The 13,679-nt window shown below is 55.5% G+C and carries 12 protein-coding genes; 11 read left to right on the plus strand and 1 reads right to left on the minus strand.

The window, feature by feature from the left end; all coding sequences use genetic code 11:
• Positions 1-47 precede the first annotated feature (47 nt).
• The 10 genes from miaB (at position 48) to rihA (ending at position 10,335) form a co-directional block, all read left to right on the plus strand.
• The gene (gene miaB, locus D5066_RS03800) at positions 48-1,472 is read left to right on the plus strand and encodes a tRNA (N6-isopentenyl adenosine(37)-C2)-methylthiotransferase MiaB (protein WP_059357943.1); all 1,425 of its coding nucleotides are present in this window, start codon (positions 48-50) and stop codon (positions 1,470-1,472) included.
• A gap of 163 nt (positions 1,473-1,635) precedes the next feature.
• On the plus strand, positions 1,636-2,682 hold the full coding sequence (locus D5066_RS03805) for a PhoH family protein (RefSeq protein ID WP_119915099.1): 1,047 nt from the start codon (positions 1,636-1,638) through the stop codon (positions 2,680-2,682).
• Entirely contained in the window at positions 2,679-3,146 is a 468-nt protein-coding gene (ybeY, locus tag D5066_RS03810) for an rRNA maturation RNase YbeY (protein ID WP_119915100.1), read from the plus strand. Before D5066_RS03805 ends, ybeY begins: the two co-directional genes overlap by 4 nt.
• Before the next feature lie 84 nt (positions 3,147-3,230).
• Positions 3,231-4,109: a CNNM family magnesium/cobalt transport protein CorC gene (gene corC, locus D5066_RS03815; RefSeq protein WP_021242574.1), complete on the plus strand. Its 879-nt coding sequence runs from the start codon at positions 3,231-3,233 to the stop codon at positions 4,107-4,109.
• A 5-nt stretch (positions 4,110-4,114) separates the two neighbouring features.
• Positions 4,115-5,653, plus strand: a complete 1,539-nt coding sequence (gene lnt, locus D5066_RS03820) for an apolipoprotein N-acyltransferase (protein WP_119915101.1) — start codon at positions 4,115-4,117, stop codon at positions 5,651-5,653.
• A gap of 419 nt (positions 5,654-6,072) precedes the next feature.
• Entirely contained in the window at positions 6,073-6,978 is a 906-nt protein-coding gene (locus D5066_RS03830) for an amino acid ABC transporter substrate-binding protein (protein WP_008501049.1), read from the plus strand.
• A gap of 155 nt (positions 6,979-7,133) precedes the next feature.
• Positions 7,134-7,874 (plus strand): amino acid ABC transporter permease, encoded by a 741-nt coding sequence (locus D5066_RS03835; protein ID WP_028012347.1) that lies wholly within the window; start codon positions 7,134-7,136, stop codon positions 7,872-7,874.
• The gene (gltK, locus tag D5066_RS03840; RefSeq protein WP_013097580.1) at positions 7,874-8,548 is read left to right on the plus strand and encodes a glutamate/aspartate ABC transporter permease GltK; all 675 of its coding nucleotides are present in this window, start codon (positions 7,874-7,876) and stop codon (positions 8,546-8,548) included. The genes D5066_RS03835 and gltK overlap by 1 nt, the downstream gene beginning before the upstream one ends.
• A complete protein-coding gene (locus D5066_RS03845) occupies positions 8,548-9,273 on the plus strand; it encodes an amino acid ABC transporter ATP-binding protein (RefSeq protein ID WP_014883001.1) in 726 nt (241 codons plus the stop codon). The genes gltK and D5066_RS03845 overlap by 1 nt, the downstream gene beginning before the upstream one ends.
• Before the next feature lie 120 nt (positions 9,274-9,393).
• Positions 9,394-10,335 carry a pyrimidine-specific ribonucleoside hydrolase RihA gene (gene rihA, locus D5066_RS03850; RefSeq protein WP_119915103.1) on the plus strand — a complete coding sequence of 314 codons (942 nt, stop codon included), beginning with the start codon at positions 9,394-9,396 and terminating at the stop codon, positions 10,333-10,335.
• 54 nt (positions 10,336-10,389) lie between these two features.
• Here the strand turns inward: rihA and D5066_RS03855 are convergent, their stop codons facing one another.
• A complete protein-coding gene (locus tag D5066_RS03855) occupies positions 10,390-10,872 on the minus strand; it encodes a zinc ribbon-containing protein (protein ID WP_047347386.1) in 483 nt (160 codons plus the stop codon).
• 214 nt (positions 10,873-11,086) lie between these two features.
• Between D5066_RS03855 and leuS the strand changes: the two genes are divergently transcribed.
• Positions 11,087-13,669, plus strand: coding sequence for a leucine--tRNA ligase (gene leuS, locus D5066_RS03860; RefSeq protein ID WP_165853326.1), 2,583 nt, complete (start codon positions 11,087-11,089; stop codon positions 13,667-13,669).
• Positions 13,670-13,679 lie beyond the last annotated feature (10 nt).

Below are 13,679 nucleotides of genomic sequence, written 5' to 3' on the forward strand. Positions count from 1 at the left end.
CCAAAGCATTACAATACGCGGCTTGCAATCCTGAGCTGAGCAAGTCGATGACTAAAAAACTCCATATAAAAACCTGGGGCTGTCAGATGAACGAATATGATTCATCCAAGATGGCCGATCTGCTGGATACCACCCACGGATACCAGCTGACTGAAAATGCGAAAGAAGCCGATGTGCTGCTGCTGAACACCTGTTCAATTCGTGAAAAAGCACAGGAAAAAGTCTTTCATGTGTTAGGCCGCTGGAAGCTTCTGAAACGGAAAAATCCGGACCTGATCATCGGTGTCGGTGGCTGCGTCGCGTCGCAGGAAGGTAAGCTTATCCGCCAGAGAGCCCCGTATGTGGATATCGTCTTTGGCCCTCAGACCCTGCACCGCCTGCCGGAGATGATCAATCAGGTTCGCGGCAACCGTAGCCCGGTCGTTGACGTCAGCTTCCCGGAGATCGAAAAGTTTGACCGTCTGCCAGAGCCGCGCGCCGATGGCCCGACCGCCTTCGTCTCGATCATGGAAGGCTGCAACAAATACTGTACTTACTGCGTGGTGCCCTACACCCGCGGTGAAGAGGTCAGCCGTCCGGCGGATGACATTCTGTTTGAAATCGCGCAGCTTGCCGCGCAGGGCGTTCGCGAAGTGAACCTGCTGGGCCAGAACGTGAACGCGTGGCGCGGCGAGAACTATGACGGCACCACCGGCAGCTTTGCCGAACTGCTGCGCCTGGTGGCCGCGATTGACGGCATCGACCGCATTCGCTTTACCACCAGCCATCCGATGGAGTTTACCGACGACATCATTGACGTGTATCGCGATACCCCTGAGCTGGTGAGCTTCCTGCACCTGCCGATTCAGTGCGGCTCTGACCGCGTGCTGAACCTGATGGGCCGCCCGCATACGGTACTGGAGTACAAATCCACCATCCGCAAGCTGCGTGAAGCGCGCCCGGATATTCAAATTAGCTCAGACTTTATCGTCGGCTTCCCTGGCGAAACCGCTGATGACTTCGAGCGCACCATGAAGCTCATCGGTGAAGTGAATTTCGACGTCAGCTACAGCTTCATCTTCTCAGCGCGTCCTGGCACGCCTGCGGCCGACATGGTTGACGATGTGCCGGAAGAGGAGAAAAAGCAGCGTCTGTATATTCTGCAGGAGCGCATCAACCAGCAGGCCAACGCCTGGAGCCGCCGTATGCTCGGCACCGTTCAGCGCATTCTGGTGGAAGGTACCTCCCGTAAAAGCATCATGGAACTGTCCGGTCGAACCGAAAATAACCGCGTGGTGAACTTCGAAGGCACGCCGGACATGATCGGTAAATTTGTGGACGTCGAGATTGTCGAAGTGCTCACCAACTCGCTGCGCGCGAAGGTGGTACGCACCGAGGACGAAATGGGCCTGCGCATTGCCGAGACGCCTGAATCCGTTATCTCTCGCACCCGCAAAGTCAACGACTCTGGTGTGGGTATCTACCAGCCGTGATCCTTCAGGCCTGCCTGTCCGGCAGGCCTTGTATTTCCTCTCATCGTCCCCAATATCTACCGCAACGCTTGCGCCTTTATTCTGTGGCGTGAATAATTTCGGTAATGACCGTTTTATTACGCCGTGTGGCGGCGAGTCAGTTAACTACTCAAAGAGGAACAGTTTGAACATAGATACGCGTGAAATTAGCCTTGAGCCCGCAGACAACGCTCGCCTGCTGAGCCTGTGCGGGCCGTTTGATGACAACATCAAACAACTGGAGCGACGTCTGGGTATCGAAATCAATCGTCGCGATAACCATTTCAAACTCACCGGACGCCCTATCTGCGTCAACGCGGCGGCAGATATTCTGCGCAGCCTGTATGTCGATACCGCCCCGATGCGCGGTGAAATTCAGGATATTGAGCCGGAACAGATCCACCTCGCCATTAAAGAGGCGCGCGTGCTTGAGCAAAGCGCGGAAAGCGTGCCGGACTACGGTAAGGCAATCAATATCAAGACCAAGCGTGGCGTCATTAAGCCGCGTACGCCAAACCAGGCGCAGTACATCGCCAATATCCTCGACCACGACATCACCTTCGGCGTGGGCCCGGCGGGTACGGGTAAAACCTATCTGGCGGTTGCCGCTGCGGTGGATGCGCTGGAGCGTCAGGAGATCCGTCGCATCCTGCTGACCCGCCCTGCCGTTGAAGCGGGCGAAAAGCTGGGCTTTCTGCCCGGCGATCTGAGCCAGAAGGTCGATCCGTATCTGCGTCCTTTATATGACGCGCTGTTCGAAATGCTGGGCTTTGAGAAGGTCGAAAAGCTCATCGAGCGTAACGTTATTGAAGTTGCGCCGCTGGCCTACATGCGCGGCCGTACGCTGAACGACGCGTTCATCATTCTTGATGAAAGCCAGAACACCACCATCGAACAGATGAAGATGTTCCTGACGCGTATCGGCTTCAACTCGAAAGCGGTGATCACCGGTGACGTCACCCAGATCGACTTGCCGCGCAGCACCCAATCCGGCCTGCGTCACGCCATTGAAGTGCTGGCCGAGGTCGATGAAATCAGCTTTAACTTCTTCCACAGTGAAGACGTCGTTCGCCACCCGGTGGTCGCGCGCATCGTTAACGCCTATGAAGCCTGGGAAGAAGCGGATCAAAAACGCAGGGCCGAACAGGCTGCGGAACGTAAGCGCGAAGCGCAGGAGCAAGAACAGAAATGAGTCAGGTGATCCTCGATTTACAGCTGGCATGTGAAGACAATTCCGGCATACCAGAAGAGGCACAGTTTCAGAAATGGCTGGATGCGGTAATCCCCCAGTTTCAGGAAGAATCAGAAGTCACGATTCGCCTGGTGGATGAAGCGGAAAGCCACGAGCTTAACCTGACCTACCGTGGGAAAGATAAGCCAACCAACGTGCTCTCTTTCCCGTTCGAAGCGCCGCCGGGTATTGAGATGCCGCTATTGGGCGATCTGATCATCTGCCGTCAGGTGGTTGAGCAGGAAGCCAAAGAGCAGCAAAAGCCGCTGGAAGCCCACTGGGCGCATATGGTGGTACACGGCAGCCTGCACCTGCTGGGCTACGATCACATTGAAGATGACGAAGCGGAAGAGATGGAGTCCCTCGAGACAGAGATAATGCTTGCTCTGGGCTATGAGGATCCGTACATTGCCGAGAAAGAATAGTCAGTTACTGACTACCATGCTGCCGCGCAGGGACATAGCGCGGCGGTTAACGTTGAACTAACAAGAGAACCCTTAACAAACGCCATGAGCGACGACAATTCACACAGTAGCGACACGACAACCAGTAAAAAGGGATTTTTCTCCCTCATTCTGAACCAGCTTTTCCACGGCGAACCGAAAAATCGTGATGAACTGCTGGAGCTGATTCGTGATTCCGGGCAGAACGACCTTATCGACGAAGATACGCGCGAAATGCTCGAAGGGGTTATGGACATCGCCGACCAGCGCGTCCGCGATATCATGATCCCCCGCTCGCAGATGATTACCCTGAAACGTAACCAGACCCTGGACGAGTGCCTCGATGTGATCATCGAATCCGCCCACTCGCGTTTCCCGGTCATCAGCGAAGATAAAGATCACATCGAAGGGATTTTGATGGCCAAAGATTTGCTGCCGTTTATGCGCAGCGATGCCGAAGCCTTCAGCATGGAAAAAGTGTTACGCCAGGCCGTGGTTGTGCCGGAAAGTAAACGTGTGGATCGGATGCTGAAAGAGTTTCGCTCTCAGCGTTACCACATGGCGATTGTTATTGATGAATTCGGCGGCGTCTCAGGTCTTGTCACGATCGAAGATATTCTTGAACTGATCGTGGGCGAAATCGAAGACGAGTACGACGAAGAAGAAGATATCGACTTCCGTCAGCTCAGCCGTCACACCTGGACCGTGCGCGCGCTGGCCTCAATTGAGGACTTTAACGACGCGTTTGGGACCCACTTCAGCGACGAAGAGGTCGATACCATTGGTGGGCTGGTGATGCAGGCCTTTGGTCATCTTCCGGCACGCGGCGAAACCGTTGACATCGACGGTTACCAATTCAAAGTCGCCATGGCCGACAGTCGACGTATTATTCAGGTTCACGTCAGAACGCCGGACGACTCACCGGTGCCAAAACTGGAAGATTAATGTAAATGGCATTTGCCCCATTGCTTGAACGCCAGCGCGTCCGTTTGCTGCTGGCGCTGTTGCTCGGAGCCAGCGGTACGCTGGCTTTTTCTCCTTACGATATCTGGCCCGCCGCCATTCTCTCCCTGATGGGGCTTCAGGGATTAACCCTGAATCGTCGTCCGGTACAGGCCGCTGCGATCGGCTACTTCTGGGGGCTGGGGCTGTTTGGTTCCGGCATTAACTGGGTCTACGTCAGCATCGCCCAGTTTGGCGGGATGCCGGGGCCGGTTAACGTCTTCCTGGTCGTCCTGCTCGCCGCCTATCTCTCGCTCTATACCGGTCTGTTCGCCGGCATTCTCTCTCGCCTGTGGCCTAAAACCACCTGGCTGCGCGTCGCCATTGCCGCGCCGGTTGTCTGGCAGATTACCGAGTTCCTTCGCGGCTGGGTCCTGACCGGCTTCCCGTGGCTGCAGTTCGGCTACAGCCAGATTGACGGCCCGCTGAAAGGACTGGCGCCGGTCATGGGCGTGGAGGCCATTAACTTCCTGCTGATGGTGGTGAGCGGTCTGCTGGTGCTGGCGCTGGTTACGCGCGGCTGGAAGCCGCTGGTGGTGGCGATTGTGCTGTTCGCCCTGCCCTTCCCGCTGCGCTATATCCAGTGGTTCACGCCTGAGCCTGAGCGCGCTATGCAAGTCTCCATGGTGCAGGGCAATATCCCGCAGTCGATGAAGTGGGATGAGAAAGAGCTGCTGAATACGCTGAAGATCTACGCCAACGCCACCGAAGAGGTGATGGGTAAATCACAGCTGATTATCTGGCCAGAATCTGCTATTCCCGATCTGGAAATTAACCAGCAGCCGTTCCTGAACATGATGAACGACCTGCTGGTGGCGCGCGGCAGCACGCTGATTACCGGCATCGTCGACGCGCGTCTGAATCAGCAGAACCGCTACGACACCTACAACACCATTATTACGCTCGGCAAAGACAGCGAATACAGCTATAACTCCACCGACCGGTACAATAAGAACCACCTGGTACCGTTCGGTGAATTTGTGCCGCTGGAGTCGATCCTGCGTCCGCTGGCACCGTTCTTTGACCTGCCGATGTCCTCCTTCAGCCGCGGCCCGTACGTTCAGCCCCAGCTGCACGCGCACGGTCTGGCCCTGACGGCCGCCATCTGTTACGAAATTATCCTCGGCGAGCAGGTACGGGATAACTTCCGTCCGGATACCGACTATCTGCTGACCATCTCAAACGATGCGTGGTTTGGTAAATCTATCGGCCCGTGGCAGCACTTCCAGATGGCACGCATGCGTTCCCTGGAGCTGGCGCGTCCGCTGCTGCGCAGCACCAACAATGGCATCACCGCCGTGATTGGCCCGCAGGGTGAAATTCAGGCGATGATCCCGCAGTTTACCCGTGAAGTACTGACCACCAAAGTCACGCCAACCACGGGGCTGACCCCTTACGCGCGCACCGGCAACTGGCCGCTGTGGATTTTGACCGCGCTGTTTGGCTTTGGCGCCGTGCTGATGAGCCTGCGTCAGCGTCGGAAATAATCTTATCCCTCATCCTGGCCCTCTCCCCATAGGGGAGAGGGAACAATCCGCGTACCGTTTCACCTCCCTGCTCCGCCTTTCCCCTCTCCCTTCAAGGGAGAGAGTCAGGGTGAGGGTGAATTTCATTTCTGGCACGCCTATTGCTTTGTTTATTCACGCAAACGCAGTTTGGCTTAACGTGCAACCTTGTCGCACCAGCGTAGATCATCGGTAGCACCGAAACGGTGCAACGGGAGATTATTGCCTCTGAATGGTGCGGCGCGCTTCGCAAAAATAAACAATAACGCAGCAAAATCTTTACATTAAGCCAGACTAAATGTTAACAAGCTTGCATAACACTGCACTCGCATCGCGCGAGATATAACAACATCACAATGGGTATCAATGCGTCACTGGCGCTGATAAGAAAGGAGTTGGGTATGCAATTACGTAAACTGGCCACAGCAATGCTGGTTATGGGAATGTCCGCAGGCGTGGTACACGCTGAAGACGCTCCGGCAGCAGGCAGCACTCTCGACAAGATTGCCAAAAACGGCGTAATCGTGGTCGGTCACCGTGAATCTTCTGTCCCGTTCTCTTACTACGACAACACGCAAAAAGTCGTGGGCTATTCACAGGATTACTCCAACGCCATCGTTGAAGCTGTGAAGAAAAAGCTGAACAAACCTGACCTGCAGGTGAAGCTGATCCCAATCACTTCACAGAACCGTATTCCACTGCTGCAAAACGGCACCTTTGACTTCGAGTGTGGCTCAACCACCAACAACCTCGAGCGTCAGAAACAGGCTGCCTTCTCTGACACCATCTTTGTCGTGGGCACCCGTCTGCTGACGAAGAAAGGCGGTGAGATCAAAGACTTTGCTGACCTGAAAGGCAAAGCGGTCGTTGTGACTTCCGGTACCACTTCTGAAGTGCTGCTGCACAAGCTGAACGACGAGAAGAAAATGGACATGCGCATCATCAGCGCGAAAGACCATGGCGACTCCTTCCGTACGCTGGAAAGCGGTCGTGCGGTGGCGTTTATGATGGATGACGCCCTGCTGGCGGGCGAACGTGCGAAGGCGAAAAAACCAGACAACTGGGATATCGTCGGCACCGCGCAGTCCAAAGAAGCTTACGGCTGTATGCTGCGTAAAGACGATCCGCAGTTCAAAAAGCTGATCGATGACACCATCGCTCAGGTGCAGACCTCCGGCGAAGCTGAAAAATGGTTCGACAAGTGGTTCAAGAACCCAATTCCACCAAAAAATCTCAATATGAACTTTGAACTCTCTGACGACATGAAAGCGCTGTTCAAATCTCCAAATGACAAGGCTCTTAACTAATTAGAACAACAGGGGCGGGATCTCCTGCCCTCTCGATTGTCGGGAAGCATGGACAGACTATACGCCGAGTGGTCGTTCCCCACTCAGCGCGAAAAATGAGCTTCTCACCAATCTTCGAGGGTAGCGCTGCTACCCTTTTTTTTCTGGAGTTTATTATGTCAATAGACTGGAACTGGGGCATATTCCTGCAACAAGCCCCGTTCGGCAACACCACCTATCTTGGCTGGCTGTGGAGCGGCTTTCAGGTCACCGTGGCATTATCGATAACGGCGTGGATCATCGCGTTTCTTGTCGGTTCTTTGTTCGGTATTCTGCGCACCGTCCCTAACCGTTTTCTTTCAACAATTGGCACCCTGTACGTGGAACTGTTCCGTAACGTTCCGCTGATCGTACAATTCTTTACCTGGTATCTGGTCATCCCGGAACTGCTGCCGGAAAATATTGGCATGTGGTTCAAGTCGGAGCTGGATCCGAACGTACAGTTCTTTGTCTCCTCCATGATGTGTCTGGGGCTGTTTACCGCTGCGCGCGTTTGCGAGCAGGTGCGTGCCGCCATTCAGTCATTGCCGCGCGGACAAAAAAACGCGGGCCTGGCGATGGGCCTGACCCTGCCACAAACCTACCGCTATGTGCTGCTGCCTAATGCCTACCGCGTTATCGTTCCACCGATGACCTCCGAGATGATGAACCTGGTGAAAAACTCGGCCATCGCCTCAACCATCGGCCTGGTGGATATGGCCGCGCAGGCGGGCAAGCTGCTGGATTACTCCGCTCACGCGTGGGAATCCTTCACCGCGATCACGCTCGCGTATGTTCTGATTAACGCTTTCATCATGCTGGTGATGAACCTGGTTGAACGCAAAGTACGCCTGCCGGGCAATCTGGGGGGCAAATAATGTACGAATTTGACTGGAGTTCTATTGTTCCATCCATGCCTTACCTGCTCGATGGCCTGGTGATCACCTTAAAGATCACCGCGATCGCTATCATCGTAGGTATCGTCTGGGGCACCCTGCTGGCGGTCATGCGCCTGTCGAGCTTTAAGCCGCTCGCCTGGTTCGCGACTGCCTACGTTAACGTCTTCCGCTCCATCCCGCTGGTGATGGTACTGCTGTGGTTTTACCTGATTGTTCCAGGCTTCTTACAGAATGTGCTGGGGCTGTCGCCGAAAACCGATATCCGCCTGATCTCCGCCATGGTGGCGTTCTCGATGTTTGAGGCCGCTTACTACTCCGAAATTATCCGCGCGGGTATCCAGAGTATCTCCCGTGGGCAGTCCAGCGCCGCGCTGGCGCTGGGAATGACGCACTGGCAGTCCATGCAGCTGATTATTCTGCCGCAGGCGTTTCGCGCCATGGTTCCGCTCCTGCTGACCCAGGGCATCGTGCTCTTCCAGGATACCTCTCTGGTTTATGTTCTGAGCCTGGCGGACTTCTTCCGTACCGCGTCGACCATCGGTGAGCGTGATGGTACTCAGGTTGAGATGGTGCTCTTCGCGGGTGCGGTCTATTTTGTGATTAGTTTAAGCGCGTCGCTGTTGGTCAGCTGGCTGAAGAAAAGGACGGTATAATGATTTCCCTGAAAAATGTTTCTAAATGGTATGGGCACTTTCAGGTGCTGACCGACTGCTCCACCGAAGTGAAAAAAGGTGACGTGGTGGTGGTGTGCGGGCCGTCCGGTTCCGGTAAGTCCACGCTGATCAAAACGGTTAATGGTCTGGAACCTGTGCAGCAGGGCGAAATTGTTGTTAACGGCACGAAAGTGAACGACAAGAAAACCAATCTCGCCCAGCTTCGCTCTCACGTTGGCATGGTGTTCCAGCATTTTGAGCTGTTCCCTCACCTCTCTATTATTGAGAACCTGACGCTGGCCCAGGTCAAAGTGCTCAAGCGTGATAAAAAAGCGTCGCGCGAGAAGGGGCTGAAGCTTCTGGAGCGCGTAGGGCTTTCTGCACATGCCGATAAGTTCCCGGCGCAGCTTTCCGGTGGCCAGCAGCAGCGTGTGGCGATTGCGCGCGCGCTGTGCATGGATCCGGTGGCGATGCTGTTCGATGAGCCCACGTCGGCGCTCGATCCTGAAATGATCAACGAAGTGCTGGACGTGATGGTTGAACTGGCGCACGAAGGGATGACCATGATGGTGGTGACGCACGAAATGGGCTTCGCCCGTAAAGTGGCTAACCGCGTGATCTTCATGGACGAAGGCAAGATCGTTGAAGACTCACCGAAAGAAGAGTTCTTCGCTAACCCGAAATCCGAACGCGCTAAAGATTTCCTCGCTAAAATCCTGCACTAATCTTCTCAGTGCGCAATCTGCGGATTGCGCACTGCTTCACGCTTTCACGCTCTGCTTCTCGTCGGCGTCACATTGCAGCGTTAACCTTGTCACAAAATAACGCTACGTATGGAGAACGCTATGGCACAGCCTATTATTCTCGATTGCGATCCGGGTCATGATGACGCGATCGCTCTCGTCCTCGCACTTGCCTCCCCTGAGCTCGACGTAAAAGCCGTCACCTCGTCTTCCGGAAACCAGACGCCTGACAAAACCCTGCGCAACGTGCTGCGCATGCTAACGCTGCTCAGACGCACCGATATTCCCGTCGCGGGCGGTGCCGTGAAGCCGCTGATGCGCGAGCTTATCATTGCCGACAACGTTCACGGTGAAAGCGGGCTGGACGGTCCGGCACTGCCGGAGCCAGGCTTTGCACCGCAAAACTGTACCGCCGTGGAGCTGATGGCGAAGGTGCTGCGTGAGAGCACGGTGCCCGTGACGCTGGTCGCCACCGGACCGCAAACCAACGTTGCGCTGCTGCTGAACAGCCATCCGGAACTGCATAATAAAATTGCCCGTATTGTGATGATGGGCGGCGCGATGGGGCTGGGTAACTGGACGCCTGCGGCGGAATTCAACATCTTTGTCGACCCGGAAGCGGCGGAGATCGTTTTCCAGTCGGGCCTGCCGATTGTAATGGCAGGGCTGGATGTTACCCACCGCGCACAAATTATGGCTGACGATATTGAGCGCTTCCGCGCCGTAGGCAACCCGGTTGCGACGACCGTGGCCGAGCTGCTCGACTTCTTTATGGAGTATCACAAAGCCGAGAAGTGGGGCTTCCATGGCGCGCCGCTGCACGACCCATGCACCATTGCCTGGCTGCTGAAGCCAGAGATGTTTACCACGGTAGAGCGTTGGGTTGGCGTGGAGACGCAGGGGAAATATACCCAGGGGATGACGGTGGTGGATTACTATTCACTGACGGGGAATAAACCGAATACGACGTTGATGGTGGATATCGACCGGGAAGCGTTTGTGGATTTGCTGGCGGAGAGACTCGCATACTACAGTGCGGCCTGATGCCCTCACCCTGGCCCTCTCCCGACGGGAGAGGGAAGAAACCTGCGCTTTTACCTATGGCTCAAACGGCCGACGCTGGAACTGATCGTGCCCGCATTTCGGGCACAGCGGCAGCACGTCCGGCGTATACACCGCAATATGGTGATGGCATTTCTCACACACAAGATTCCCCAGCCCCACGACTTCACCGCTCTGGTACACGCCGTGGTGGTTCAGGTCCTGAAACACCTCACGCCACTCCAGCTGCGTTTTGTCGGTGATGTCCGCCAGCTCCTGCCACAGGCTCTCTTTGATCACCCGCATAAAGACGCTGTCGGCTACCTCGTCCTGGCTCTCTTCGTAGCTACGCGCAAACTCTTCCAGGTCGCGGCGCACCGCGCGGGTTACCTCTTCCACTTCGGTTCGCGTTAACTCACCCGTTTGCGTCACGCGTGCGCGTGCCTGTTCAACCAGCGCGTCAATATCACGCTCGCCGTTACGCAGCCGTTCCGTCAGTGTCGCCACCAGTTCGCGGTAAAATTGAGCAACCTTGTTCATCATTTTGCCTCCCGGGTAAGTAACTATTTCTAATAATAGACCTTATTTCGACGCCGCTTTGTCAGGTGAAGCACAGACCCGGTAAATTCCTGCAAAGTGCATTTGTGCGAAAGGCTGTTTTGACGCGGGCGTTTGGGCTATGCTATGCGGATCTGAATTACCACATCCATTGGCTACATTTGTAGCTGTATTGAAAACAGGACCACTGGCTGCCATGCAAGAGCAATACCGCCCGGAAGAGATAGAATCAAAAGTCCAGCAACACTGGGACGAGAAGCGCACCTTTGAAGTAACCGAAGACGAGAGCAAAGAGAAGTATTACTGCCTGTCGATGCTTCCCTATCCTTCTGGTCGACTACACATGGGCCACGTGCGTAACTACACCATCGGTGATGTGATTGCCCGTTACCAGCGCATGCTGGGCAAAAACGTTCTGCAGCCAATCGGCTGGGATGCGTTCGGCCTGCCTGCAGAAGGCGCCGCGGTTAAAAACAATACCGCTCCGGCACCGTGGACGTACGACAACATCGCGTACATGAAAAACCAGCTCAAAATGCTGGGCTTCGGCTATGACTGGAGCCGCGAGCTGGCGACCTGCACGCCGGAATACTACCGCTGGGAGCAGAAATTCTTCACCGAGCTGTATAAAAAAGGCCTGGTGTATAAGAAAACGTCTGCCGTTAACTGGTGCCCGAATGACCAGACCGTTCTGGCAAACGAGCAGGTTATCGACGGTTGCTGCTGGCGCTGCGACACCAAAGTTGAGCGTAAAGAGATCCCGCAGTGGTTTATCAAAATCACCGCTTACGCTGACGAGCTGCTGAACGATCTGGATACCCTGGATCACTGGCCTGACACCGTTAAGACCATGCAGCGCAACTGGATCGGCCGTTCTGAAGGCGTGGAAATTACCTTTAACGTTGAGCACTACGACCAGACCCTGACCGTGTATACCACCCGTCCGGACACCTTCATGGGCGCGACCTATCTGGCCGTGGCCGCAGGTCACCCGCTGGCGCAGAAAGCGGCAGAGAACAACCCGGAACTGGCCACTTTCATCGACGAATGCCGCAACACCAAAGTGGCTGAAGCCGACATGGCGACGATGGAGAAAAAAGGCGTTGCAACCGGCTTCTATGCTAAGCACCCTCTGACGGGCGAAGCGATCCCGGTCTGGGCAGCAAACTTCGTTCTGATGGAGTACGGTACAGGTGCGGTCATGGCCGTTCCGGGTCACGATCAGCGCGACTACGAGTTTGCCACCAAATACAACCTGCCGATTAAAGCCGTTATTCTGGCCGCCGATGGTTCTGAACCCGACCTGTCCGAGCAAGCGCTGACTGAAAAGGGCACCCTGTTCAATTCCGGCGAATTCAGCGGTCTGAGCTTCGAAGAGGGCTTCAACGCCATCGCCGATAAGCTGGCCTCACTGGGCGTGGGCGAGCGTAAAGTTAACTACCGTCTGCGCGACTGGGGTGTGTCCCGTCAGCGCTACTGGGGTGCACCAATTCCAATGGTGACCCTGGAAGACGGCACCGTAATGCCAACCCCAGAAGATCAGCTGCCGGTGATCCTGCCGGAAGATGTGGTGATGGACGGCATTACCAGCCCGATCAAAGCCGATCCTGAGTGGGCGAAAACCACCGTTAACGGCCAGCCTGCGCTGCGTGAAACCGACACCTTCGACACCTTCATGGAGTCGTCCTGGTACTACGCGCGCTACACCTGCCCGCAGTACAAAGAAGGCATGCTGGATTCCGATGCGGCAAACTACTGGCTGCCGGTAGACATCTACATCGGTGGCATCGAACACGCCATCATGCACCTGCTCTACTTCCGCTTCTTCCACAAGCTGATGCGTGATGCGGGTATGGTGAACTCTGACGAACCAGCAAAACAGCTGCTGTGTCAGGGTATGGTGCTGGCAGATGCCTTCTACTACGTTGGCGCGAACGGCGAACGTAACTGGGTCTCTCCGGTTGATGCAATCGTTGAGCGTGATGAGAAAGGCCGTATCGTTAAGGCGACAGACGCTGATGGTCATGAACTGGTTTATACCGGCATGAGCAAGATGTCTAAGTCTAAAAACAACGGTATCGACCCGCAGGTGATGGTCGAGCGTTACGGCGCGGACACCGTGCGTCTGTTCATGATGTTTGCTTCTCCGGCTGATATGACCCTTGAGTGGCAGGAATCCGGCGTGGAAGGCGCTAACCGCTTCCTGAAACGCGTCTGGAAACTGGTGTACGAACACACCGCACAGGGCGATGCCCCGGCACTGAACGCCGCTGCGCTGAGCGAAGATCAGCAGGCGCTCCGTCGTGATGTTCATAAAACGATTGCGAAAGTGACCGATGATATTGGTCGTCGTCAGACCTTCAATACCGCAATTGCGGCTATTATGGAACTGATGAACAAGCTGGCGAAAGCCCCGCAGGATGGCGAGCAGGATCGTGCCATCATGCGTGAAGCGCTGCTGGCCGTCGTTCGCATGCTGAACCCGTTCACGCCACACGTCAGCTTCACCCTGTGGCAGGAGCTGAAAGGCGAAGGCGATATCGACAACGCGCCGTGGCCGGTTGCTGATGAAGCGGCAATGGTGGAAAACACCACGCTGGTTGTGGTACAGGTTAACGGCAAAGTGCGCGGTAAAATCACCGTGGCCGTTGATGCAACCGAAGAACAGGTTCGCGAACGCGCAGGCCAGGAACCTCTGGTTGCGAAATATCTTGAGGGCGTTACCGTACGTAAAGTGATCTACGTACCGGGTAAACTGCTGAATCTGGTCGTTGGCTAAGCGCGGGAGG

It is taken from the genome of Enterobacter chuandaensis (assembly GCF_003594915.1).
Classification (GTDB): Bacteria; Pseudomonadota; Gammaproteobacteria; order Enterobacterales; family Enterobacteriaceae; genus Enterobacter; species Enterobacter chuandaensis.